24 protein-coding genes and 1 pseudogene are annotated in these 23,431 nt (G+C 74.1%); 23 read left to right on the forward strand and 2 right to left on the reverse strand.

From position 1 onward, the window contains the following. Positions 1-52: 52 nt before the first annotated feature. The 3 genes from ffh to MJ876_RS19240 all read left to right on the forward strand — a co-directional run bounded on the left by ffh (position 53) and on the right by MJ876_RS19240 (position 3,517). The gene (gene ffh, locus MJ876_RS19230) at positions 53-1,600 is read left to right on the forward strand and encodes a signal recognition particle protein (protein ID WP_240238868.1); all 1,548 of its coding nucleotides are present in this window, start codon (positions 53-55) and stop codon (positions 1,598-1,600) included. A gap of 20 nt (positions 1,601-1,620) precedes the next feature. Next, positions 1,621-1,992, forward strand: coding sequence for a hypothetical protein (locus tag MJ876_RS19235; protein WP_240238870.1), 372 nt, complete (start codon positions 1,621-1,623; stop codon positions 1,990-1,992). 481 nt (positions 1,993-2,473) lie between these two features. Continuing rightward, the gene (locus tag MJ876_RS19240) at positions 2,474-3,517 is read left to right on the forward strand and encodes an amidohydrolase family protein (RefSeq protein ID WP_240238872.1); all 1,044 of its coding nucleotides are present in this window, start codon (positions 2,474-2,476) and stop codon (positions 3,515-3,517) included. Positions 3,518-3,536: 19 nt separating this feature from the next. Here MJ876_RS19240 and MJ876_RS19245 read toward each other — a convergent pair whose 3' ends face one another. After that, positions 3,537-4,151, reverse strand: coding sequence for a hypothetical protein (locus MJ876_RS19245; protein WP_240238874.1), 615 nt, complete (start codon positions 4,149-4,151; stop codon positions 3,537-3,539). 199 nt (positions 4,152-4,350) lie between these two features. Here MJ876_RS19245 and rpsP point away from each other — a divergent pair. The 11 genes and pseudogenes from rpsP to MJ876_RS19300 all read left to right on the forward strand — a co-directional run. After that, positions 4,351-4,794 (forward strand): annotated as a pseudogene (gene rpsP, locus MJ876_RS19250) (30S ribosomal protein S16); the annotation flags it as partial. A gap of 146 nt (positions 4,795-4,940) precedes the next feature. Then, a complete protein-coding gene (locus MJ876_RS19255; RefSeq protein WP_240238942.1) occupies positions 4,941-5,183 on the forward strand; it encodes an RNA-binding protein in 243 nt (80 codons plus the stop codon). 34 nt (positions 5,184-5,217) lie between these two features. Then, a complete protein-coding gene (gene rimM, locus MJ876_RS19260) occupies positions 5,218-5,799 on the forward strand; it encodes a ribosome maturation factor RimM (RefSeq protein WP_240238878.1) in 582 nt (193 codons plus the stop codon). A gap of 7 nt (positions 5,800-5,806) precedes the next feature. After that, positions 5,807-6,973 carry a tRNA (guanosine(37)-N1)-methyltransferase TrmD gene (gene trmD / locus MJ876_RS22390; protein ID WP_240238880.1) on the forward strand — a complete coding sequence of 389 codons (1,167 nt, stop codon included), beginning with the start codon at positions 5,807-5,809 and terminating at the stop codon, positions 6,971-6,973. A gap of 237 nt (positions 6,974-7,210) precedes the next feature. Further along, the gene (gene rplS / locus MJ876_RS19270) at positions 7,211-7,561 is read left to right on the forward strand and encodes a 50S ribosomal protein L19 (RefSeq protein ID WP_240238883.1); all 351 of its coding nucleotides are present in this window, start codon (positions 7,211-7,213) and stop codon (positions 7,559-7,561) included. A gap of 43 nt (positions 7,562-7,604) precedes the next feature. Beyond that, complete coding sequence (gene lepB / locus MJ876_RS19275) at positions 7,605-8,435, forward strand: signal peptidase I (RefSeq protein WP_240238885.1); 831 nt, start codon at positions 7,605-7,607, stop codon at positions 8,433-8,435. A gap of 43 nt (positions 8,436-8,478) precedes the next feature. Further along, entirely contained in the window at positions 8,479-9,177 is a 699-nt protein-coding gene (locus MJ876_RS19280) for a ribonuclease HII (protein ID WP_240238887.1), read from the forward strand. A 129-nt stretch (positions 9,178-9,306) separates the two neighbouring features. Then, complete coding sequence (locus MJ876_RS19285; RefSeq protein ID WP_240238890.1) at positions 9,307-9,684, forward strand: YraN family protein; 378 nt, start codon at positions 9,307-9,309, stop codon at positions 9,682-9,684. 1 nt (position 9,685) lies between these two features. Continuing rightward, positions 9,686-11,293, forward strand: coding sequence for a YifB family Mg chelatase-like AAA ATPase (locus MJ876_RS19290; RefSeq protein WP_240238892.1), 1,608 nt, complete (start codon positions 9,686-9,688; stop codon positions 11,291-11,293). After that, the gene (dprA, locus tag MJ876_RS19295) at positions 11,290-12,447 is read left to right on the forward strand and encodes a DNA-processing protein DprA (RefSeq protein WP_240238894.1); all 1,158 of its coding nucleotides are present in this window, start codon (positions 11,290-11,292) and stop codon (positions 12,445-12,447) included. The genes MJ876_RS19290 and dprA overlap by 4 nt, the downstream gene beginning before the upstream one ends. A 115-nt stretch (positions 12,448-12,562) precedes the next feature. Beyond that, on the forward strand, positions 12,563-13,462 hold the full coding sequence (locus tag MJ876_RS19300; protein WP_240238944.1) for a tyrosine recombinase XerC: 900 nt from the start codon (positions 12,563-12,565) through the stop codon (positions 13,460-13,462). Here the strand turns inward: MJ876_RS19300 and MJ876_RS19305 are convergent. Continuing rightward, positions 13,435-14,037: a murein hydrolase activator EnvC gene (locus tag MJ876_RS19305; RefSeq protein WP_240238896.1), complete on the reverse strand. Its 603-nt coding sequence runs from the start codon at positions 14,035-14,037 to the stop codon at positions 13,435-13,437. The genes MJ876_RS19300 and MJ876_RS19305 overlap by 28 nt on opposite strands. 374 nt (positions 14,038-14,411) lie before the next feature. Between MJ876_RS19305 and rpsB the strand changes: the two genes are divergently transcribed. From rpsB to MJ876_RS19350, 9 genes are all read left to right on the forward strand, one after another. Then, on the forward strand, positions 14,412-15,383 hold the full coding sequence (gene rpsB / locus MJ876_RS19310) for a 30S ribosomal protein S2 (protein ID WP_240238898.1): 972 nt from the start codon (positions 14,412-14,414) through the stop codon (positions 15,381-15,383). A 59-nt stretch (positions 15,384-15,442) separates the two neighbouring features. Beyond that, positions 15,443-16,255: a translation elongation factor Ts gene (tsf, locus tag MJ876_RS19315; RefSeq protein WP_240238900.1), complete on the forward strand. Its 813-nt coding sequence runs from the start codon at positions 15,443-15,445 to the stop codon at positions 16,253-16,255. A 100-nt stretch (positions 16,256-16,355) separates the two neighbouring features. Continuing rightward, the gene (gene pyrH / locus MJ876_RS19320; protein WP_240238902.1) at positions 16,356-17,072 is read left to right on the forward strand and encodes a UMP kinase; all 717 of its coding nucleotides are present in this window, start codon (positions 16,356-16,358) and stop codon (positions 17,070-17,072) included. Between the two features lie 57 nt (positions 17,073-17,129). After that, positions 17,130-17,684 carry a ribosome recycling factor gene (gene frr, locus MJ876_RS19325; RefSeq protein ID WP_240238946.1) on the forward strand — a complete coding sequence of 185 codons (555 nt, stop codon included), beginning with the start codon at positions 17,130-17,132 and terminating at the stop codon, positions 17,682-17,684. Between the two features lie 25 nt (positions 17,685-17,709). Beyond that, the gene (locus MJ876_RS19330; RefSeq protein WP_240238904.1) at positions 17,710-18,588 is read left to right on the forward strand and encodes a phosphatidate cytidylyltransferase; all 879 of its coding nucleotides are present in this window, start codon (positions 17,710-17,712) and stop codon (positions 18,586-18,588) included. Between the two features lie 8 nt (positions 18,589-18,596). Then, the gene (locus tag MJ876_RS19335) at positions 18,597-19,118 is read left to right on the forward strand and encodes a histidine phosphatase family protein (protein ID WP_240238906.1); all 522 of its coding nucleotides are present in this window, start codon (positions 18,597-18,599) and stop codon (positions 19,116-19,118) included. A gap of 137 nt (positions 19,119-19,255) precedes the next feature. Beyond that, entirely contained in the window at positions 19,256-20,074 is an 819-nt protein-coding gene (locus MJ876_RS19340) for an MIP/aquaporin family protein (protein WP_240238908.1), read from the forward strand. Positions 20,075-20,122: 48 nt separating this feature from the next. Then, a complete protein-coding gene (gene glpK, locus MJ876_RS19345; RefSeq protein ID WP_240238910.1) occupies positions 20,123-21,640 on the forward strand; it encodes a glycerol kinase GlpK in 1,518 nt (505 codons plus the stop codon). 71 nt (positions 21,641-21,711) lie between these two features. Continuing rightward, on the forward strand, positions 21,712-23,430 hold the full coding sequence (locus tag MJ876_RS19350) for a glycerol-3-phosphate dehydrogenase/oxidase (RefSeq protein WP_240238913.1): 1,719 nt from the start codon (positions 21,712-21,714) through the stop codon (positions 23,428-23,430). Position 23,431: the final 1 nt, after the last annotated feature.

Here is a 23,431-nt window from a genome sequence, read left to right on the forward strand (position 1 = left end):
TCGCCGTAGCCACCGCGGGCCCCGCCGTCTACGACCCAGGGACCTCACACACGTGTTCGCCACCCTCTCCGACCGCCTCGCCGACACCTTCAAGAACCTGCGGGGCAAGGGACGCCTCTCCGAGGCCGACATCGACGCCACCGCGCGCGAGATCCGCATCGCGCTGCTGGAGGCGGACGTCGCGCTGCCGGTGGTCAAGGAGTTCACCGCCGCGGTGAAGGAGCGCGCCCGCGGCGAGGAGGTCAGCGGCGCGCTGAACCCGGCGCAGCAGGTCATCAAGATCGTCAACGAGGAGCTCGTGTCGATCCTCGGTGGGGAGACGCGGCGGCTGCGCTACGCGAAGTCGGGCCCGACGGTGATCATGCTCGCCGGCCTCCAGGGTGCCGGCAAGACGACGCTGGCGGCCAAGCTGGCGAAGTACCTCAAGGACCAGGACAAGACCCCGGTCCTCGTCGCCTGCGACCTCCAGCGCCCCAACGCGGTCCAGCAGCTGCAGGTCAACGGCCAGCGGGTCGGCGTCCCCGTGTTCGCGCCCGAGCCCGGCAACGGGGTCGGCGACCCGGTCTCGGTGGCGAAGGCGTCGATCGAGCACGCGAGGCGCTCCCTGCACGACGTCGTCATCGTCGACACCGCCGGCCGTCTCGGCGTCGACGCCGAGATGATGCAGCAGGCCGCGGACATCCGCGACGCCGTCCAGCCGGACGAGGTGCTGTTCGTCGTCGACGCGATGATCGGCCAGGACGCCGTCTCCACGGCGCAGGCGTTCCTCGACGGCGTCGGCTTCGACGGCGTCGTGCTCACGAAGCTCGACGGCGACGCCCGCGGTGGTGCGGCGCTGTCGATCCGCTCGGTCACCGGCAAGCCGGTCATGTTCGCCTCCTCCGGCGAGAAGATGACCGACTTCGACGTCTTCCACCCCGACCGCATGGCCTCGCGCATCCTCGACATGGGTGACGTCATGACCCTGATCGAGCAGGCCGAGAAGGCCTTCGACGCCGAGCAGGCGGAGAAGGCGGCCGGCAAGCTGCTCGGCGGCCAGGGCGAGTTCACGCTCGACGACTTCCTCGAGCAGATGCAGCAGGTGCGCAAGCTGGGCTCGCTGTCGTCGATCCTCGGCATGCTGCCGGGGATGGGCCAGATGCGGGAGCAGCTGGCGGACTTCGACGAGCGGTCCATCGACCGCATCCAGGCGATCATCCAGTCGATGACGCCCGCCGAGCGGGCCAACCCGAAGATCATCGACGGCTCGCGGCGCGCCCGCATCGCGAAGGGCTGCGGCCAGCAGGTCAGCGACGTCAACCAGCTCGTCGACCGGTTCTTCGAGGCCCGCAAGATGATGCAGCAGATGGCGAAGGGCGGCGGGATCCCCGGCATGCCCGGGATGCCGGGCATGGGCGGCGGCAGGAAGGGCAAGCAGAAGCCCGCGGCCCGCAAGGGCAAGGCGCGCCGCTCCGGCAACCCGGCGAAGGCCGCGCAGCCCAAGCCCGCGCCCGCGGCGAAGGGCTCGCCGTTCGGCAGCCCCGACGGACAGCCCGTGGACTACGAGAAGGCCGCGAAGGACCTGAACCTGCCCTCCGACCTGTCGAAGTACCTGCGCTGAGCGGCTCGACGGGGTCGGGGGTGCCGGCCACGGTGCTCGTCGTCGACGGCGCCAACGTCGTCGGCGCCCGTCCCGACGGGTGGTGGAAGGACCGGCCCGGCGCGGCCCGGCGGCTCCACGAGGCGCTGCTCGTCGCGGCGGTCCCGCAGGAGCGCGTCGTCCTCGTGCTCGAGGGGGCGGCGAAGGCTGGCGTGAGGGCGGGTCGCGACGCGCACGTCCGCACCGTCCACGCCCCGAGGGACGGGGACCGCGAGATCGTCGCCCAGGCCGCTGCGGCCGTGGAGGCCGGCGCGAGGGTCACGGTCGTCACCGCCGACGTCGTCCTCCAGGGGCGTGTGCTCGCCGCGGGCGCCGAGTACGTCGGCCCGTCCTGGCTGCTCGACCTGCTCTGACCGCCCAGTCGGCCCGAACGCACGCCTGCAGGACGCCGAGTCGGCCCGAACGCAGGCCTGCAGGACGCCGAGTCGGCCCGAACGCGCGCCGGCAGGACGCCGAGTCGGCCCGAACGCACGTTTCTGGCGCGTCGAGTCGGCCCGAGCGCTCGCCCGACACCGCCGCGCAGAGAGCGAGAGCCGCCGCATGTCCGCCCGTCGAGGGCAGGACCCGGGGTCGCTGGGCCCGCGGGGCCGGGCGCAGCGTCGGCGAGGGGCGCGTCCGGGACGACTCGGCACCCGAGAGCACGGGGACGGGCCGACTCGGCGCCTGTGGGGCGTGCGTTCGGGCCGAGTCGGCGCTCGTGGGGCGTGCGTTCGGGCCGACTCGGTGCTTGTGGGGCGTGCGTTCGGGCCGACTCGGCGCTCGTGGGGCGTGCGTTCGGGCCGACTCGGGCTCTAGGTTCGCGGTGTGGGTGTTGCTGCGAGGGTCCGGGGTCCGGTGCTGCCCGACGGCGAGGCGCGCGACGTGTACGTCGTCGACGGGCGGGTCACCTACGAGCCGCAGGCCGGCGCCGAGACGTGGGCGGAGGGTTGGGTCGTGCCGGGGCTCGTGGACGCCCACTGCCACCTCGGCCTCGACGACCACGGGCCCGTCGGGTCCGCGGAGACCGAGCAGCAGGCCCTCGACGACCGGGACGGCGGGGCGCTGCTCGTCCGCGACTGCGGCAGCGCGGCCGACACGTCCTGGGTCCAGGAGCGCAACGACCTGCCGCGGCTCATCCGCTGCGGGCGCCACCTGTCGGCGACCAAGCGGTACATCCGCGGCTACGCCCACGAGGTGGAACCGGACGAGCTCGCGGCGTACGCCGCGCAGGAGGCGCGCCGCGGGGACGGGTGGGTGAAGCTGGTCGGCGACTGGATCGACCGGGACGCCGGCGACCTGACGCCGTCCTTCCCCGCCGAGGCGTTCGCGGCCGCGATCGAGGCGGCCCAGGCCGAGGGGGCGAAGGTGACCGCGCACTGCTTCGGCCACGACGTCCTCCCCGGCCTCATCGAGGCGGGCATCGACTGCCTCGAGCACGGCACCGGGCTGACGGAGGACCTCGTCGACGCGATGGTCGCCCACGGCACCGCGCTGGTGCCGACGGTGATGCAGCTCGACGAGTTCCCCGGGCACGCCTCGGCGGGGGAGAAGCGGTTCCCGGACTACGCGGCCACGATGCGCGACCTCTACGAGCGCATGCCTGCGACCCTGGGCGCGGCGTACGAGGCCGGGGTCCCGATCTACGCCGGCTCGGACGGCGGCGGGATCTCCCGGCACGGCAACCTCGCCGGGGAGGTCCAGGCGCTCACCCGCATCGGGATGAGCCCGTACGACGCGCTCGGCGCCGCCAGCTGGCGGGCCCGGGAGTGGCTCGGCCACCCCGGCCTCGAGGAGGGCGCGCCGGCGGACCTCGTCGTCTACCCGTCGGACCCGCTCGAGGACCTCTCGGTGCTGCGCCGTCCGTCGGCGGTCGTGCTGCGCGGCGTCCGGGTGGTCTGAGCGACCCCGCCACGCGGTGTCAGCTGCCGGGCCCGGACCGGGGCGCGCCGGTGGCGAACAGGATCACCAGGAGCACCAGGGAGGCGAAGGCGGCGAAGCCGAGCCCCACCCCGGCGACGAGCAGGACGGCGAAGCCGGCGAAGGCGCCGCCGCTGGGGGAGGGACCCACGCGGACCTCGGTGGAGTCGGACGCCGACGCCTCGCAGGTCAGCTCCAGGGTGTCGCCGCCCGGGTCGACCACCCCGAACCCGGACCACGACCCGGTGCCGTCGCCGAAGGTGTAGCTGGCGTTCGGCGAGCGCACCTCGACCGGCGACCCGTCGGCGCCCGTCGCCTCGCAGGTGGGGGGCGGCTCGCCCTCGGGCGCCATCAGCAGCCGGGTGCCGTCGTCGGAGAGCTCGACGGTCTGCGCGGAGCCGTCGGCGCTGACGACGCCGTCGGACTCGGCGAGGGGGCCCAGGGTGGTGACGAAGGCGGTCACGACGAGCGCGACGGCCACCACGCCGAGGGTGACCGGCACGGCGAACCAGGCCACGTGCGGCCGGCGCCGCCGACGCCGCGGGGGCGGGCCGCCGGGAGCACCGGGCGGTGGGCCGCCGTACGGTCCGGGCGGGGGAGGAGGCTGCTGGCTCATGGCCCCAGTCTTCCCCGGACGCCGCCGACCACACCGGATTCGGACCCCGGGGTGCCGACGTGGCAGACTCGTGGGTCGAGTGCGCGCGCCTCGGTCCCTCTCAGCCGACGCCGCCGCTCCCGCCGAGGACACCGACCCGGACCCCACCCGCGGTCGAGGCCCTCACCCCGCACACGAGTTCCGAGGAGACACCACAGACGTGGCCGTCAAGATCCGCTTGAAGCGCCTGGGCAAGGTCCGGGTCCCGCAGTACCGCATCGTCGTCGTCGACTCGCGCAAGAAGCGCGACGGACGGGTGATCGAGGAGATCGGCACCTACCAGCCCAAGGACGAGCCGTCGGTGATCACCGTCGAGTCCGAGAGGGCGCAGTACTGGCTCGGCGTGGGCGCCCAGCCGACCGAGACGGTGGAGTCGCTGCTCCGCGTCACCGGTGACTGGCAGAAGTTCAAGGGCATGAAGGGCACCGAGGGCCGTCTCAAGCACGCCCCCGAGAAGCGCAGCAAGCTCGACATCTTCAACGAGGCGCTGAAGGAGGCCGGCTCGGAGACCGTCGAGGCGACCACCCCGAAGGCCGACAAGGCCGACAAGGCGCCGAAGACCGAGAAGCAGTCGAAGGACGAGTCCTCCGACGCGCCGAGCGCCGCCGAGAAGACCCCGGCCGACGAGACCCCGGCCGTGGCCGAGACCGACGCCGCCGTCGAGGAGACCAAGGCCGTCGACGCCGAGCGTCAGCAGGAGCCCGAGGACAAGGACGGCGCCTCGTCGTGACCGCCCCGGCGAGTCCCGCGATGCTGGCCGAGGCGCTCGAGCACCTCGTCCGCGGCGTCGTGGACAACCCCGACCAGGTGCGGGTGGACGACAAGCAGCTGCGCCGCGGGTCGGTTCTCGAGGTCCGGGTGCACCCCGACGACCTCGGCAAGGTGATCGGACGCGGTGGCCGCACGGCCACCGCGTTCCGCACCGTCGTCTCCGCCCTCGCCGGTCGCGGTGGCGCGCGCGTCGACTTCGTCGACGTCGACCGTCGCCGCTGACCGGGGTGCAGACGCCGTACGACGGCGGCTCGCGGTGAGCGAGCCCGTCGAGCCCGTCGAGGTCGTCGTCGGCCGTGTGGGACGCCCGCACGGTCTGCGCGGCGACGTCAGCGTCGAGGTGCGCACCGACTCCCCGGAGCTCCGCTTCGTGGTCGGTGCGCACCTGCGCGGCGAGCCCGGTCGCGACACCCCCGCCCCGGCCGCCCGGGTGGCCGACCTCGAGGTCGTCGATGCCCGGTGGCACTCGGGCCGCCTCCTGCTCCGCTTCGCCGGGGCCGAGGACCGCGACTCCGCGGAGGCCCTGCGCGGCACCCTGCTCCACACCACCCTCGCCCCCGGGGAGACACCCGAGGACCCCGAGGAGTTCTACGACCACCAGCTGGTCGGGCTCGCCGTCCACGACCTCGACGGCACCGTCCTCGGCGAGCTGGTGCGCGTGGTCCACGGCGGCGCCCAGGACCTGCTCGAGGTGCGGACGCCGTCCGGCCGGAGGGGTCTGGTCCCCTTCGTGAGCGCGCTGGTCCCCGAGGTCGACCTCGCCGCCGGGCGGGTCGTCGTCGCCGACCGGCCCGGGCTGGTGACCCCCTTCCCGGACGAGTCCGCGGTCGAGGGCTAGGCCGAGGGTGCGCGTCGACGTCGTCACGGTCTTCCCGGCCTACCTGGACGCCCTCGGCCTGTCCCTGCCGGGCAGGGCGCAGCGCGCCGGGATCCTCGACCTGCGCGTCCACGACCTCCGCGACTGGACCCACGACCGCCACCGCACGGTCGACGACACCCCGGCCGGCGGCGGCCCGGGGATGGTGATGCGCCCCGAGCCCTGGGGGGAGGCGCTCGACGCCCTCGACCTGGACGGCGCCACCCTGGTGGTGCCGACGCCGGCGGGGGAGCCCTTCACCCAGGCCACCGCCCGCGACCTCGCGACCCGCGAGCGGCTGGTCGTCGCCTGCGGCCGCTACGAGGGCATCGACCAGCGGGTCGTGGACCATGCGCGCACCCGCACCGAGGTCCGCGAGGTCTCGCTGGGCGACTACGTCCTGAACGGCGGCGAGGTCGCCGCCCTGGCGGTCCTCGAGGCCGTCGTCCGCCTGCTGCCCGGGGTCGTCGGCAACCCCGACTCGCTGACCGACGAGTCGCACGAGGCCGGCCTGCTCGAGGCCCCCGTCTACACCAGGCCGCCCTCCTGGCGGGGGCTCGACGTGCCGCCCGTGCTGCTCTCCGGGGACCACGGCAGGATCGCGGCCTGGCGCCGCGCCGCCGCCACGCGACGTACGGCGGAGCGCCGACCCGACCTGCTGCACGCCTCGGCCGTGCTCACCCACGGCGGCCAGGAGTGGGAGGTCGTGCCGGCGGTCGCGGCCGACGCCCCCGAGCTGCTCACCCTCCAGCGCGCCTGCTGGGTCACCGAGGCCGTCGCCAACGACGACCTGGCGATCCCGGCGCTCCACGAGGAGCTGGCGGACGTCGAGCAGGGCCTGCGCGACTGGACGACGTACGTCGTCCGGCTCGCCGGCCGGCTGGTCGGCTCCGTCCGCGGCCGTCCGGACGACGACGGCGCCTGGTCGATCGGCCGGCTGATGGTGGCCCCCGACCTGCGCGGGCGTGGACTGGGCCGCGTGCTGCTCGAGCACGCCGAGGCGGTGGCGCCCCCCGACACCACGGCGTACCGGCTGGTCACCGGCAAGGGCTCCGAGGCCAACCTGCGTCGCTACCGCCGGGCCGGCTACCGCCTGGTCGAGGTGCTCGACGACTTCCCCAGCGGGCCCGCCGTCCTGGTCAAGCCGCGTCGCTGACCCCCGGCCCCGGCCCCGTGCCGCGCCGCCGGTCGTTTTCCCCCCGCCCGGACCCCTGTGGCACACTTCTGGACTGGTCCCGCCGGTCGAAACACGGACCGCCCGCCGCGCTCGCGCGCCGGGGATCCGCGTCGGGCTCCTGCCACAGGGGGAGCGGCGCCGCCGACCGAGGGCCGGACCACCACCAGTACCAGCATCGATTCCGCGGTCGACCTGTGGCCACTGCGAGGAGCACCCATGACCAACGCCATCACCGCGCTCGACTCCGCCCTGCGTCGCGACGACGTCCCCGACTTCCGCGCGGGTGACACCGTCAAGGTCCACGTGAAGGTCGTCGAGGGCAACCGCAGCCGCGTCCAGGTCTTCCAGGGCATCGTCATCCGCATCCACGGGTCCGGCATCGGCCGCACCTTCACGGTCCGCAAGGTCTCCTTCGGCGTCGGCGTGGAGCGCACCTTCCCGCTGCACTCCCCGATCTTTGAGCAGGTCGAGGTCGTGACCCGCGGCGACGTGCGTCGCGCGAAGCTCTACTACCTGCGCAACCTGCGCGGGAAGGCCGCCCGCATCAAGGAGCGGCGCGAGGTCTGAGCGGGCCCGCGAGCACCTCAGGGTCGCTGGCTAGTCTCACCAGGTGACCACCCACGACCGTGGCGCGGACCCCGTCGAGGAGCCCGTCGAGAGGGACCCGGCCGACGAGCCGGGCCGCGACCTCGACGACGCTCCCGAGGTGTCGCGGCGCCGCCGACGCGGCCTGCGCCTGTGGCAGGAGACGGGTCTGCTGCTGGCCCTCGCGCTGGTCCTGGCGCTGGTCATCAAGACCTTCTTCCTCCAGGCGTTCTACATCCCGTCGGAGTCGATGGAGCCGGGCCTGGTCAAGAACGACCGGATCCTGGTCCAGAAGGTCTCCTACTGGGGCTCCGCCGCGCCGCAGCGCGGGGACGTCGTCGTCTTCGAGGACCCGGGCGGCTGGCTCGACGAGCCCGCGGCCACGGACGAGGGCTTCTGGACGTCCGCGCTGACCCGCATCGGGCTCTACCCGACCGGCGGCCACCTGGTGAAGCGGGTGATCGGCGTCGAGGGCGACGTCATCGAGTGCTGCGAGGAGGGCACCGGCCGGCTCATCGTGAACGGCGAGCCGATCGACGAGAAGGCGTACACGAAGCCCGGGTCGACGCGGACCTCCAGCGGCGAGCGTTGCGCCGGACCGATGACCGGCAGCTGCCGGTGGACCGCCGGCCCGGTGCCCGAGGGCGACATCTTCGTCATGGGCGACAACCGGAACCGCTCGGCGGACTCCACCGTCCACATGTGCGCCCAGAACGCGACCGACTGCACCCCGGGGCGCGAGTTCGTCGGGACGGACCTGGTCGTCGGCAAGGTCTTCACCGTGGTCTACCCCTTCGACAACTTCCGCTGGGTCGAGCGCCCCGACGCGTTCGAGAACGTCCCGCCCGGGCAGTGAGCCGCCGCGTGTGCCCTCCGGTGGACGACCCGGTGAGCGCCCCGTGACCGCCCGGGTCGTCGGAGCCACGGTCCGGCGGGACGCCGGGCTCTACGGCTACGAGCGTGCGCTGCGGCGGGTCGGCCTCGAGCACGTGGCCGGCGCCGACGAGGCCGGACGCGGCGCCTGCGCCGGGCCCCTGGTCGCCGCGGCGGCGGTGCTGCCGCCGACCAAGGCGGGGATCGTCCCCGGCCTCGCCGACTCGAAGCTGCTCACCGAGGCCGCGCGGGAGCGGTGCTACGCGCAGGTCGTCCGCCGGGCACTGGCCTGGTCGGTCGTCGTCGTCCCGCCCGCCGAGTGCGACCGCCTCGGCATGCACGTGGCCAACATCGCCGCGCTGCGTCGAGCCGTCGCCCGCCTCGCGGTCCGGCCGTCGTACGTGCTGACGGACGGGTTCCCCGTCGACGGCCTGCCCGCCCCGGCCCTCGCCGTCTGGAAGGGCGACCGCGTCGCCGCCTGCGTCGCCGCGGCCTCCGTCATCGCGAAGGTGACCCGGGACCGCCTGATGACGCGGATGCACGACGACCACCCGGCGTACGGCTTCGCGGTGCACAAGGGCTACATCACCCCGACCCACTCCGCGGCGCTGACCGAGCACGGCCCGTGCAGCGAGCACCGCATGCGCTTCGTGAACGTCCGACGGGCCGCCGGGCTCGAGGTCGACGAGACGGTCCTCGACCTCGAGGAGCCGGCCTCGGCCTAGTCCGGCCCGGGTCGCTCCAGGCCACCTGTCGTCCACCGGCGCCGGCCGACCCCCTCCCTCCACAGGCCGACCGCCGTCGTCCCCCACGCGGGCCCGAGGCGCCGCAGGCTGGCGTGCGAGGAGGTCGACATGACGACGACAGCAGCGAGCAAGCAGGCCCTGGGGGCCTACGGCGAGGACGTGGCGGCGCGCCACCTGGTGGAGCAGGGCATGGTGCTGCTCGACCGGAACTGGCGCTCGCCGGGCGACCCGGTCGGGGAGATCGACCTGGTCTGCAAGGACGGCGACGCCCTCGTGGTGTGCGAGGTGAAGACCCGCACCGGCGAGGAGGGCGGCACCCCCCACGAGGCGGTGGACGCGGAGAAGCTGGACCGGCTGCAGCGGCTCGGCGCGCGGTGGGCGACGCAGCGGGGGTGCACCCCGCCCGAGACCCGCGTGGACCTGGTGGCCGTGCTGCGGCCCCTCAAGGGCGCGGCGATCGTCGAGCACGTGCGCGGGATCGGCTGACGTGCCCGTTGCGACGGCCCGCACCGTCTCGCTCCACGGGGCGGTGGGCCACCTGATCGACGTCCAGGCGGACGTCTCGCCCGGCCAGGTCGGGCTGACCATGGTGGGCCGACCGGACGCGTCGTTGTCCGAGGCCCGGGACCGGTGCCGGATGGCGGTGCTGAACTCACGGTTGTCGTGGCCGGCGACGAAGCGGATCACGGTCCTGCTGTCCCCGGCGGACCTGCCGAAGCGCGGCACGCACTTCGACCTGGCGATCGCCACGGCGATCCTGGCGGCCTCGGGCACGGTGCCGCCGGAGTGCCTGGACGGGACCGTCTTCGTCGGCGAGCTGACCCTGGAGGGCGGCCTGCGCTCCGTGCCCGGCGTCCTGCCGATGGTGCTCGCCGCGTCCGAGCGCGGGCTCCGCCGCGTCTTCGTGCCCGAGCCGCAGGCCGGCGAGGCCGCCATGGTGCCCGGGACGACCGTCATCGGGGTGCGGTCCCTGGGGCAGGTCGTGGCCTGCCTGACCGGGGAGGAACCGCCCGAGGCCCCTCCGGTCGCGCCCATGTCGGGCACGCGGCTGCTGTCGTGGCGCGCGGAGCGGCGCCTCGACGAGGTGGACCTGGCGGACCTGCACGGCCTCGCCGACGTGAGGTACGCCGTCGAGGTCGCCGCCGCCGGCGCCCACCACCTGCTGCTGTCCGGGCCCAAGGGCGCGGGCAAGACGAGCATCGCGGAGCGGATCCCCACCATCCTGCCGCCGCTGACGGCGGAGGAGTCGCTGGAGCTGACCGCGATCCACTCCCTGGCGGGCGCCCTGGAGCCGGGCGACGGCCGCCTCACCGCGGCGCCGTTCTCCGCGCCCCACCACGACGCGAGCAAGGCCAGCCTGATCGGGGGCGGCAGCGGGCAGGTGCGACCCGGGGAGATCAGCCGCGCGCACGCCGGCGTCCTGTTCCTCGACGAGTTCCCGCTCTTCCGGGCGGACGTCATCGAGGCGCTGCGCGAGCCCCTCGAGAGCGGGGACGTGACCGTCGCCCGCGCCGAGGAGTCCGTGCGGCTCCCGGCCGGCGGGATGGTGGTGCTGGCCTCGAACCCGTGCCCCTGCGGCAAGTACCACCACAGCCCCGCCCTGGACCGCTGCGACTGCACCGAGGTCCGGCGCCGGGCCTACCGCTCGCGCGTGACCGGCCCCGTCGCGGACCGCATCGACGTCACGCGCCACGTCGAGCCCCTGCGGCGCGGGGAGCTCGACCCGTTCGCCGTGCCGGAGACCTCCGCCGAGGTCCGGGCCCGCGTCGCCGCCGCCCGCGACCGCCAGGCGCGCCGGTACGCCGGGGAGCCCTGGCGTCTCAACGGCCAGGCGCCCGGCACCCGGCTCGCGCACGACTACCCGCTCACCGACGAGGCGACCGCCGCCCTGCGTGAGGCGGTGTTCAGCGGCCGGCTCTCCAACCGGGGCGGCGCGCGCGTCCACCGGCTCGCCTGGACGGTCGCCGACCTCACCGCCGTCCGCTCCGGCGCCGACGTCGTCCCGGGGCTGGGGGAGCTCGACGTCGCCCTGCGGCTGCGGACGGGGGAGCCGCTGCTCACCACGGGTCCCGAGCTCCCCGCGGGCGCCCGGTGAGCGCGCCTGCCGGGGCCGGCGACGACCTGGAGGCCGAGCGCCTCGCCCGCGCCGAGCTGAGCCGGGTGTTCGAGCCCGGGGACACCCGCTGCACGGGCCTGGTCGCCGAGATCGGCGGGGTCGCGATGCACACTGCGCTGAGCAACGAGCGCGACCTGGCCGGCGTCCGCACCGACTACGGCGCCCGGCTGACGGCGACGGACGGCGCCGTCGAGCTGGAGAGGGCCGAGCGTCTCGGCCTGCGGTTCGTCATCCCGGGCGACCCCGAGTGGCCCTCCGGGCTCGACGACCTCGCCGGGGTCGCGGCCGTGCAGGAGCGCGGTGGGCCGCCGCTCGGGCTGTGGGTCCGCGGACCGCTCCGGCTCGACGAGGTGTCGGGCGCCGTGGCCGTGGTGGGTGCCCGGACCTCGACGTCGTACGGCAACGCGGTCGCCGCGGACCTCGCCGCGACCGTGGCCGAGGCGGGCCGGGTCGTGGTCTCGGGCGCGGCGTACGGGATCGACTACCGCGCCCACACCGGGGCCCTCGCCGCCGACGGCCGCACCGTCGCCGTCCTGGCCTGCGGGGCCGACCGCGTCTACCCCCAGGGGCACGACCGCCTGCTCGCCCACCTCGCGGCCGAGGGGGCGATCGTCTCCGAGGCGCCGCCGGGCTGCGCCCCGCAGCGCATCCGCTTCCTGGCCCGCAACCGGCTGATCGCGGCCCTCACGGCCGGCACCGTCGTCGTCGAGGCCGCGATCCGCAGCGGGGCGCTCAACACCGCCAACTGGGCGGGCCGGCTGCTGCGCCCCGTGCTCGGGGTCCCGGGCCCGGTGACGAGCGCCGCCTCCGCGGGCGTGCACCAGCTGCTCCGCGACGGCGGCGCCACGCTCGTCACCGGCGGGACGGACGTGCTCGAGGTCCTCGGCGCCGCGGGGGAGCACCTCGTCGAGGTGCCCCGCGCCCCCGACCGGCCGCGGGACCGCCTGACGACGCGCCAGCGGCAGGTCCTCGACGGCGTCCCGGTCGGGCAGGGGGCCCGGGCGGACTCCGTCGCCCGCGCCGCGGGGCTCGGCGTCGTCGAGGTGCAGGGCACGCTGCGGCGCCTGGAGGAGATCGGCCACGTCGAGCGCGACGCGTCGGGGTGGCGCCTGGGCCCGCTGGCGATGGACTGAGCGGGCGCGGCACCGCCGGCCGGGCGTCCGGCGGCCGTAGCCTCGACGGGTGAGCGAGACGGTCGCGGACGACGGGCCCGCCGACGGGACCCCCGACGGGACCCTGTCGGAGGCGATGTCCGCCGTGCTCGCGGACTACGAGCGTCATCTCGTCGCCGAGCGCGACGTCAGCGAGCACACCGCCCGTGCCTACCTGGCGGACGTGGCCGGGCTGCTCGAGCACGCACGACGCCTGGGCCGCGACACCCCCGGCGAGCTCGACCTCCGGACGCTCCGCAGCTGGCTGGCCCTGCAGCAGACCACCGGCAAGGCGAGGACCACCCTGGCCCGCCGGGCCACCGCCGCCCGGGTGTTCACCGCCTGGCTGGCGCGGACGGGCCGGGCGGAGACCGACCCCGGGGCGGCGCTCGCGTCACCGCGGGCGCACCAGACGCTGCCCGCCGTGCTCAGCGCCCACGAGGCCGCGGACCTGATCCGCGCCGCGGTGGAGCTGGCGGGGGACGGCTCGCCCGCGGCGCTGCGCGACGTCGTCGTCCTCGAGCTGCTCTACGCGACCGGGGTCCGGGTGGGCGAGCTCTGCGGGCTCGACGTCGACGACGTGGACGACGACCGCCGCCTCGTCCGGGTCCTCGGCAAGGGCCGCAAGGAGCGGACGGTGCCCTTCGGGCAGCCCGCCGCGCGGGCCCTCGCGTCCTGGCTCGCCTCCGGCAGGCCCGCCCTCGCCACCCCGGCCTCCGGCCCGGCCCTCCTCCTCGGCGCCCGCGGGGGGCGGCTCGACCAGCGCGCCGTCCGCTCCCTCGTGCACCGCCGCATCGCCGACGTGCCGGGCGCGCCGGACATCGGGCCGCACGGCCTGCGGCACTCCGCGGCCACGCACCTGCTCGAGGGCGGCGCCGACCTGCGCAGCGTGCAGGAGCTGCTGGGTCACGCCTCGCTGGCGACGACCCAGCGCTACACGCACGTCACCACCGACCGGCTGCGTCGCGCCTACCGCCAGGCCCACCCGCGCGCCTGAGCCGCCCACCACGTCGTGGGTGCGTGCCAGGGCTGCCACGGGGTGGGGCCGGGGAGCCCGTCAAGCGGGAGCAGCCGCACGGGGCCGGCCCCCACGAGCAGCAGCGGGTCGAGGTAGGTCTCGTCCTCGATCCAGCCCCAGTGCAGGCAGGCGCGGGGTGCGCAGTGGCTGCCGCCGGCCGCGAGGTGGCCGAGGACCGCGCCCAGGCCCACGACGTCGCCGACGGCGGCCGAGGCGGCCACCGGCTGGTACGTCGTCCGCGTCGGCCCGTGGTCCACGACGACCACCCCGCGGCCGGCGAGCGGCCCGGCGTACGTCACGGTGCCCGGCAGCGCCGCCCTGACCGGTGCACCCACCCAGCCGGCGAGGTCCACCCCGCGGTGACCCCGCCCGTACGGCCCGTCGGGCGGGTCGAAGTACGCCACCACCTCGGGCACGGGCGGCAGCGGCCAGGTGCCGACCGGCACCTCGCGGGCCGCGGCCGGCGGGGAGGCGCCCACTCCCACCCCGAGGAGCAGCGGGGTCACCAGGGTCAGCAGGACGGTCGGCAGGAGGGTCGGGTGTCGTCGGCGCACCCACCCAGTCCACGCCTGCGGGCCCGGTCCGTGGACCGGGTCCGCCGTAGGCTGTGGAGGGGCGGTGCCGCCCGGCGCCTGGGGACGTAGTCGGGGCGTGTGATTAGGCCGCTCCGGGGCGCTGGACTACGCTGGCCCCAGCAGCCCCCCGTGGGCTGACTTCGCACGCTCGCAGACCGCGACGGGGCCTCCGGGCCCCGGTCTCCCGTGGGCGACGACCTCCGGTCCCGCGACCCGGCCCCTGTGCCGGGAGGCGGGTGGGGTCGCGCGCGAGCGTCAGGGCCGCCGACGACCGTCGGCGGCGACAACCGAGAACGAGAGGGGAGCCTCCCGCGCACGAGCGCGGCCGGCACCCCGCCCGGGAAGGCACCACCATGGCAGTCGTCACCATGCGCCAGCTCCTCGAGAGCGGCGTCCACTTCGGTCACCAGACCCGTCGCTGGAACCCGAAGATGAAGCGGTTCATCCTCACGGACCGCAACGGCATCTACATCATCGACCTGCAGCAGTCGCTGGCCTACATCGACCGGTCCTTCGCCTTCATCAAGGACACGGTGGCCAAGGGCGGCAGCATCATGTTCGTCGGCACCAAGAAGCAGGCCCAGGAGGCCATCGCCGAGCAGGCCACCCGCGTGGGCATGCCCTACGTGAACCAGCGCTGGCTCGGCGGCATGCTGACCAACTTCCAGACCGTCCACCAGCGGATCAACCGGCTCAAGGAGCTGGACGAGCTGGACTTCGACGACGTCGCCGGCTCCGGCCGCACCAAGAAGGAGCTGCTCCAGCTCAAGCGCGAGCGCGACAAGCTCGAGCGCACCCTCGGCGGGATCCGCGAGATGGGCCGCACCCCGGCCGCCGTGTGGGTCGTCGACACCAAGAAGGAGCACCTCGCCGTCGAGGAGGCCCGCAAGCTGCGGATCCCGATCATCGGCATCCTCGACACCAACTGCGACCCCGACGAGGTCGACTTCCCGATCCCCGGCAACGACGACGCCATCCGCGCGGTCGGCCTGCTGACCCGCGTGGTCGCCGACGCCGTCGCCGAGGGCCTCATCGCCCGCTCCGGCGCCCGTGAGGGCGGCGAGTCCGCCGGCACCACCGCCGAGGAGCCCCTGGCCGAGTGGGAGCGCGAGCTCCTGGGTGGCGACGCCGAGCAGGCCGCCACCGCCGCCACCTCGGGCGAGGCCGGCGACACCCCGGCCGCCGAGGGCACCGGTGCCTCCGCCGAGTCCGCCGAGGTCGCGGCGCCCGAGCCCGCCGGCGTCCCGGCCGAGCCCGCCGCCGAGGCCACCGACGCGGCCACCGAGGCCCCCGCCGAGGCCACCGAGCCCGCGAAGGCCGACTGACACCCACCGAGCGGGCCCCGGCGATCCCGGGGTCCTCGCGAGACCGAGGAAGAAGGACCATGGCTGACTTCACCGCTGCCGACGTCAAGAAGCTCCGTGACGCCACCGGCGCCGGGATGATGGACTGCAAGAAGGCGCTCACCGAGGCTGAGGGCGACTTCGACAAGGCCATCGAGGTGCTCCGCGTCAAGGGCGCCGCCAAGGCCGCCAAGCGCGGCGCCGAGCGCGAGGCCGGCGCCGGCCTCGTGGCCAGCGCGGGCAACGCGCTGGTCGAGCTCAAGTGCGAGACCGACTTCGTCGCGAAGGGCGAGGAGCTCGTCTCCGCCGCCCAGCGCTTCGCCGAGGCCGCGGACTCCGCCGGCGCCACCGACACCGAGTCGCTCGCGAAGGTCGAGCTCGACGGCCAGACCGTCGGCGAGATCGTCGAGGGCCTCGCGGTCAAGATCGGCGAGAAGATCGAGCTGGGCCGCGTGGCCCGCTTCGACGGTCCCGTCGTGACCTACCTGCACCGCCGCGCCGCCGACCTGCCGCCGGCCGTCGGCGTCCTGGTCGAGTACGACGGCTCCGACGAGGCCGCCCGCGGCGCCGCGATGCAGATCGCCGCCATGCGTCCGCAGTACCTCACCCGCGACGAGGTCCCCAGCGACGTCGTCGAGCGTGAGCGGAGCATCGCCGAGGCGACCGCCCGCGAGGAGGGCAAGCCCGAGCAGGCGATCGCCAAGATCACCGAGGGCCGGGTCAACGGCTTCTACAAGGACGTCGTGCTGCTCGACCAGCCGTCGGTGACGGAGAACAAGAAGTCCGTCAAGACGGTGCTCGACGAGGCCGGGTCCAGCGTGACCCGCTTCGCGCGCTTCGAGGTCGGCGCCTGAGACAGGCCCCCCTCGGCATGTGCAAGGCTGCGGCCGCCGGCTCCCCACGGGGACCGGCGGCCGTGCTGTGTCCGGTGTGACCCGACGACAGGAGTCCCGCGTGAGCGGCTACCAGCGTGTCCTGCTCAAGCTGTCCGGCGAGGTGTTCGGGGGCGGTCGCGTCGGCGTCGACCCCGACGTCGTGCAGAAGATCGCCGGCGAGATCGCCGCCGTGCAACGTGCGGGGACCCAGGTCGCCGTCGTCACGGGCGGCGGCAACTTCTTCCGCGGCGCCGAGCTGCAGCAGCGGGGGATGGACCGCGTCCGCGCCGACTACATGGGGATGCTCGGCATCGTCATGAACTGCCTGGCGCTGCAGGACTTCCTCGAGAAGATGGGCGTCGAGACCCGCGTGCAGACCGCCATCACGATGGGCCAGGTCGCGGAGCCGTACGTGCCCCGCCGCGCCATCCGCCACATGGAGAAGGGCCGCGTCGTGATCTTCGGCGCGGGCATGGGCATGCCGTTCTTCTCCACCGACACCGTCGCCGTCCAGCGCGCGCTGGAGAGCCGGTGCGACGTCGTCCTGGTCGCCAAGAGCGGCGTCGACGGCGTCTACACCGCCGACCCGCGCCTCGACCCGAGCGCCGTGAAGCTCGACGACGTCACGTACGACGAGGCCATGTCCCGCGGCCTGCGGATCATGGACCAGACCGCCTTCGCCCTCTGCGGCGAGAACGGGCTGCCGATGGTCGTGTTCGGCATGGAGCCCGAGGGAAACATCCTCCGCGTCGTCCGGGGTGAGAGGATCGGGACGCTGGTGACCGCCGGGTCCTGACCCGCTCGACCCGACCGCGTCCACCACCCCGACAGAACCCCCAAAGGAGCACCGGTGATCAACGACGTCCTCCGCGAGGCCGACGGCAAGATGACGAAGTCGGTCGAGTCGACCCGCGAGGAGTTCGCGGCCATCCGCGCCGGCCGCGCGCACCCGAACATGTTCAGCAAGATCATGGTCGACTACTACGGCTCCCCGACGCCGCTGCAGCAGCTCGCGTCCTTCACGGCCCCCGAGGCCCGCGTCATCCTGGTGCAGCCCTACGACATGGGCGCCATGGCGAACGTCGAGAAGGCCATCCGCGACTCCGACCTCGGCGTCAACCCGGCCAACGACGGCAAGGTGCTGCGCTGCGTCTTCCCGGAGCTGACCGAAGAGCGCCGCAAGGAGTACATCAAGGTCGCCCGTGCGAAGGCGGAGGAGGGCCGCGTCTCGGTCCGCAACATCCGCCGGACCGCCAAGCAGGGCCTGGAGAAGCTCGAGAAGGACGGCGAGGTCGGCAAGGACGACGTCACCGGCGCCGAGAAGCGTCTCGACGGCACCACCAAGAAGCACACCGACGAGATCGACGAGATGCTGAAGAACAAGGAGGCCGAGCTGCTCGAGGTCTGAGGACCTCCAGCCCGCCGCACGCCCCATGAGCGACCAGAGCACCCCCGGCACCCAGGCGCCCGTCAAGGACCACGGCCGTGCCGGCCGCAACCTCCCCGCGGCCGTGACCTCCGCGGCCGTGCTCCTCGGGGCCATCGCGGCGTCGCTGCTGTTCTGGAAGCCCGCCTTCATGGTGATCGTCGCGATCGCCGTGGTGGTGGCGATCTGGGAGCTCCGGCGGGCACTGCTCGAGACGGGCGCCGACCTGCCGGAGCAGCCGCTCATGCTCGGCGGGGTCGTCATGGTCGTCGTCGCCTACGTGTACGGCGCGGACGTGCTCGTCACCGTCACCGCGGTCACCGCGCTGGTGGTCATGCTCTGGCTGCTGCGCCGGGGGATCGAGGGCTACGTCGCGAACGCCTCGACGGCGGTCTTCACCCTCGTCTACGTCCCGTTCCTGGGCTCCTTCGTCGCGCTGCTGCTCGCGGAGGGCGGCCTGGACGGCGCCGGGCTCGACGACCACGGCGTGCAGGCCATCATCGTGTTCATCCTGGTGACGGTCGCCTCCGACACCGGCGGGTACGTCGCGGGGGTGCTGTTCGGCAAGCACCCGATGGCACCGGTCATCTCGCCGAAGAAGTCCTGGGAGGGCCTCGCCGGCTCGGTCGCGTTCTCGACCTTCGCGGGCTGGCTGCTGGTCACCTTCCTGCTGGACGGCGACTGGTGGGTCGGGATGCTGCTCGGCGCCATCGCCGGCGTCATGGCGACGCTGGGCGACCTGCTCGAGTCGGTCATCAAGCGCGACCTCGGGGTCAAGGACATGAGCCAGGTCATCCCCGGCCACGGGGGCCTCATGGACCGCCTGGACTCCCTGCTCGCCACCGCGGCCCCGACCTGGCTCCTGCTCCACTACCTGGTCTTCTGAGCCGCTCCGTGACCCTGCACCTCGTCCGGCACGGACACCCCGCCGTCGACCCCGCCGTCCCCGCCCGCCGGTGGCGCCTCGACCACTCGCGCGTCGACGAGGTCCGGGCGCTGCGCACCTCGGGGCGGGTGCCCGCCGCCGCCGTGTGGTGCACCTCGCCGGAGATGAAGGCCCTCGAGACCTCCCGGGCCCTGATGAGCGGCCCCGTGGCCGTCGTCGACGACCTCCGCGAGCACGACCGCGACGCCGGGTGGCTCGACGACTTCGACGGCACGGTCGCCCGCGCCTTCGAGGCCCCCGACGCCGCCGCCGTCCCCGGGTGGGAGCCGCTGCGGGCGTGCGCCGAGCGCATCGGCGCGGCGTACGAGCGGTTGCGGGGCGAGCACCCGACCGCGCCCCTGGTGCTGGTGGGGCACGCGACGGCCTGGACGCTGCTCGTCGCGCACCTGAGCAGCCTGCCCGTCGACGGCTCGCTGCTGCCCCGCTGGCGCGCCTGGCGCATGCCGGACGTCGTCGCCCTCGACGCCTGAGGCGACCCCGTCCCGTCACCCGGGACGCGACACCTCGCGACACTCCCGTCACACCGCCTCCGGTTGACCCCCCTGCGGGGGAGCGCCAGAGTGTGGGCCGCGACACAACGAGGTGTCGCGGGACCCAGGGAGCACGCATGGGCAAGGGTGGACTGATCGGCGAGCTGAGCGCCGAGTTCGCGGGGACGATGGTCCTCATCCTGTTCGGCTGCGGGGTGGTCGCCCAGGTCGTCCTCGCGGAGGGTGCGAGCGGCGACTACCAGTCGATCAACTGGGCGTGGGGCATCGGCGTGACGCTCGGCGTCTACACCGCCGCCCGGCTGTCCGGGGCCCACCTGAACCCCGCGGTGACCGTGGCGCTCGCCGCGTTCAAGGGCTTCAGCTGGGCCAAGGTCGGTCCGTACTGCCTGGCGCAGCTCGCGGGCGCCTTTGTCGCCGCGCTGATCGTCCGCGCCGTGTACGCCGACTTCATCGGCGCCGTCGACCCCGACACGACCGCGGCCACCCAGGGCGTGTTCTTCACCGCGCCCGGGCTGATGCCCGACGGCAACACCGTCTCCATCACGACCGCCTTCGTCGACCAGGTCGTCGGCACGGCGATCCTCGTGTTCGTGATCTTCGCCCTCACCACGGCGTGGAACAACCCGCCGCTGGCCAACATCGGGCCCTGGTTCGTCGGCCTGCTCGTGGTCGGCATCGGCATGGCGTTCGGCGCGAACGCGGGGTACGCGATCAACCCGGCGCGCGACCTCGGCCCCCGCATCGCGGCGTTCCTGACCGGCTACGGCGACGCCTTCGTGCCGGCCGAGGGACCCGTCTACTTCTGGCTGCCGATCGTGGCGCCGCTCATCGGCGGCCTCGTGGGCGGTGCGCTGTTCAAGTTCCTCATCGAGATCCACCTGACCGACCCCGAGGTCGAGGAGCCCGCCGTCGGCGAGGCCCGCCCGAACGTCTGATCCCCCGGACCCGCACCACTCGAGACCCGAGAACGAGAGAGGCACCCCATGGCTGACTACGTCGGAGCCGTCGACCAGGGCACGACCAGCACCCGGTTCATGATCTTCAACCACGCGGGGGAGGAGGTGGCGCGCCACCAGCTCGAGCACGAGCAGATCCTGCCGAGGGCGGGCTGGGTGGAGCACGACCCCATCGAGATCTGGGAGCGGACGTCGTCCGTGATCCAGCAGGCGATGAACAAGGCGAACGTGACCGCCGCCGACCTCGCCGCCATCGGCATCACCAACCAGCGCGAGACCACCGTCGTGTGGAACCCCAAGACGGGCCGCGCCTGGTACAACGCGATCGTCTGGCAGGACACCCGCACCGATCGCATCGCCTCCAAGCTGGAGCGCGACGGGCACGGCGACACCATCCGCCGCAAGGCCGGCCTCCCGCCCGCGACGTACTTCGCCGGCGGCAAGATCCAGTGGATCCTCGAGAACGTCGACGGGGTGCGCGAGGCCGCCGAGAGGGGCGAGGCCATCTTCGGCACCACCGACTCGTGGGTCGTGTGGAACATGACCGGCGGCACGAACGGCGGCGTCCACGTCACCGACGTGACCAACGCCAGCCGGACCATGCTGATGGACCTCGAGACCTGCGAGTGGGACGACGAGCTGCTGGCGCTGTTCGACATCCCCCGCGCGATGCTGCCCGAGATCCGGTCGTCGTCCGACCCCGAGGGCTACGGCACCACCCTCACCAACGGCCCGGTCCGCGGCGAGGTGCCGATCACCGGCATCCTCGGCGACCAGCAGGCCGCCACCGTGGGCCAGGTCTGCTTCGAGCCCGGCGAGGCGAAGAACACCTACGGCACCGGCAACTTCATGCTCCTCAACACCGGCACCGAGCTCGTCCGCTCGGAGGCCGGCCTGCTGACCACCGTCTGCTACAAGTTCGGCGACGAGCCCACGGTCTACGCCCTCGAGGGCTCGATCGCGGTCACCGGGTCGGCGGTGCAGTGGCTGCGCGACCAGCTCGGCATCATCTCCGGCGCCGCGCAGTCCGAGTCCCTGGCCAAGCAGGTCGACGACAACGGCGGGGTGTACTTCGTCCCGGCGTTCTCCGGCCTGTTCGCGCCCTACTGGCGCTCCGACGCCCGCGGCGCGATCGTCGGCCTGTCGCGCTACAACACCAACGCGCACCTGGCCCGGGCGACCCTCGAGGCCATCTGCTACCAGTCGAAGGACGTCGCCGACGCCATGCACTCCGACTCGGGCGTGAAGCTGGAGGTCCTCAAGGTCGACGGCGGCGTCACCGCCAACGAGCTGTGCATGCAGATCCAGGCCGACGTCCTCGGCGTCGAGGTGTCCCGCCCGGTGCTCGCCGAGACCACGTGCCTCGGCGCGGCGTACGCCGCGGGCCTGGCCGTCGGGTTCTGGTCCGACACCGACGAGCTGCGCGCCAACTGGAACGAGGGGAAGCGCTGGTCGCCGCAGTGGGATGACGCGCAGCGCGAGGAGGGTTACGCAGGGTGGAAGAAGGCCGTGCAGCGCACCCTCGACTGGGTCGACGTGGACTGACGTCACAGCGTCCGCCACGACGGCGCGGGTACCGGCTGTTCCGCAGCACCAACCACCAGGAGGCGTGAACGATGAGGTCGGTTCCCCTGTCCCCGCAGCGACGAGAGGACTCCCTGGCCGCGATGGCGGCCGACGAGCTCGACATCCTGGTGATCGGCGGAGGGGTGGTGGGCACGGGCGCGGCGCTGGACGCCGCGACCCGCGGCCTCTCCGTCGGTCTCGTCGAGGCGCGCGACTTCGCGTCCGGCACCTCGAGCCGCAGCAGCAAGCTGATGCACGGCGGCCTGCGCTACCTCGAGATGCTCGACTTCGCCCTCGTGGCGGAGGCGCTCAAGGAGCGCGGGCTGATGCTCGACAAGATCGCGCCGCACCTCGTGCAGCCCGTCCCGTTCCTCTACCCGCTGACGCACCGGGGCTGGGAGCGGTTCTACGTCGGCTCCGGCGTCGCGCTGTACGACGCGATGAGCCGCATCGCCGGCACCGGTGACGTCCCGCTGCACAAGCACCTCACGCGCCGCGGGGCGCGCAAGCTGGCTCCGGCGCTGCGCAAGGATGCCCTGGTCGGGGCGCTGCGCTACTACGACGCCCAGGTCGACGACGCCCGCCACACGATGTTCATCGCCCGCACGGCGGCGGCGTACGGTGCGCACGTCGCGAACCGCGCCCGCGTCGTCGAGCTGCTCCGGGAGGGCGAGCGGGTCACCGGCGCCGTCGTCCACGACCTGGAGAGCGACCGCCGCGTCACCGTCCGGGCCCGCCAGGTGCTCAACGCCACCGGCGTGTGGACCGACGACACCCAGGGCCTGGCGGGGCAGGCGCGACCGTTCCACGTGCGCGCCTCGAAGGGCGTGCACCTCGTCGTCCCGAAGGACCGGATCCGCTCCGAGGTCGGCATGATCCTGCGGACCGAGAAGTCTGTGCTGTTCGTGATCCCCTGGGGCCGGCACTGGATCATCGGCACCACCGACACCGACTGGGAGCTGGACAAGGCGCACCCGGCGGCCAGCGAGGCCGACATCGACTACCTGCTCGAGCACGTGAACGCGGTGCTGGAGCGGCCGCTGACCCGCGAGGACGTCGAGGGCGTGTACGCCGGGCTGCGCCCGCTGCTGGCGGGGGAGTCGGACGCCACCTCGAAGCTGTCGCGCGAGCACGCCGTCTCGCACCCCGCGCCCGGCCTGGTGGTCGTCGCGGGCGGCAAGTACACCACGTACCGGGTGATGGCGAAGGACGCCGTCGACGAGGCGGTCCACGGGCTCGAGACGCACGCGGGCCGTCGCGTGCCGGAGTCGGTGACCGAGGACGTCCCGCTGCTGGGTGCCGAGGGCTGGCACGCGCTGTGGAACTCGCGGCAGCTGCTCGCCGAGCGGTCCGGGATCCACGAGGCCCGCATCGAGGGGCTCCTGCACCGGTACGGCAGCCTGGTCCACGAGCTGATCGACATGGTCGCCGAGGACCCGTCGCTCGCCGAGCCGCTGACCGGCGCCCCGGACCACCTGCGCGTCGAGATCGTGTACGCCGCGTCGCACGAGGGCGCACGCCACGTCGACGACGCCCTGACCCGCCGCACCCGGCTGTCGATCGAGACCTTCGACCGCGGCGTCGGTGCCGTCGAGGAGGTCGCCGACCTCATGGGCGGCGTGCTCGACTGGAGCGACGAGCAGAAGGCGGTCGAGATCGAGCACTACCGGGCCCGCGTCGACGCCGAGCGGCAGAGCCAGCAGATGCCCGACGACGAGACCGCGGACGCCGCCCGGCTGGGGGCCCCGGACATGGTGCCGCTGTCCTGAC

The sequence above is a fragment of the Nocardioides sp. CFH 31398 genome (assembly GCF_022436705.1).
GTDB lineage: Bacteria > Actinomycetota > Actinomycetes > Propionibacteriales > Nocardioidaceae > Nocardioides.

Bases quoted from the DNA above. Each gene is read 5' to 3' on its own strand.
- MJ876_RS19245 (WP_240238874.1), bottom strand. From the start codon at position 4,151: ATGAGCCAGCAGCCTCCTCCCCCGCCCGGACCGTACGGCGGCCCACCG.
- MJ876_RS19255 (WP_240238942.1), top strand. From the start codon at position 4,941: ATGCTGGCCGAGGCGCTCGAGCACCTCGTCCGCGGCGTCGTGGACAAC.
- rplS (WP_240238883.1), top strand. From the start codon at position 7,211: ATGACCAACGCCATCACCGCGCTCGACTCCGCCCTGCGTCGCGACGAC.
- MJ876_RS19285 (WP_240238890.1), top strand. From the start codon at position 9,307: ATGACGACGACAGCAGCGAGCAAGCAGGCCCTGGGGGCCTACGGCGAG.
- MJ876_RS19300 (WP_240238944.1), top strand. From the start codon at position 12,563: ATGTCCGCCGTGCTCGCGGACTACGAGCGTCATCTCGTCGCCGAGCGC.
- rpsB (WP_240238898.1), top strand. From the start codon at position 14,412: ATGGCAGTCGTCACCATGCGCCAGCTCCTCGAGAGCGGCGTCCACTTC.
- tsf (WP_240238900.1), top strand. From the start codon at position 15,443: ATGGCTGACTTCACCGCTGCCGACGTCAAGAAGCTCCGTGACGCCACC.
- MJ876_RS19330 (WP_240238904.1), top strand. From the start codon at position 17,710: ATGAGCGACCAGAGCACCCCCGGCACCCAGGCGCCCGTCAAGGACCAC.
- MJ876_RS19340 (WP_240238908.1), top strand. From the start codon at position 19,256: ATGGGCAAGGGTGGACTGATCGGCGAGCTGAGCGCCGAGTTCGCGGGG.
- glpK (WP_240238910.1), top strand. From the start codon at position 20,123: ATGGCTGACTACGTCGGAGCCGTCGACCAGGGCACGACCAGCACCCGG.
- MJ876_RS19350 (WP_240238913.1), top strand. From the start codon at position 21,712: ATGAGGTCGGTTCCCCTGTCCCCGCAGCGACGAGAGGACTCCCTGGCC.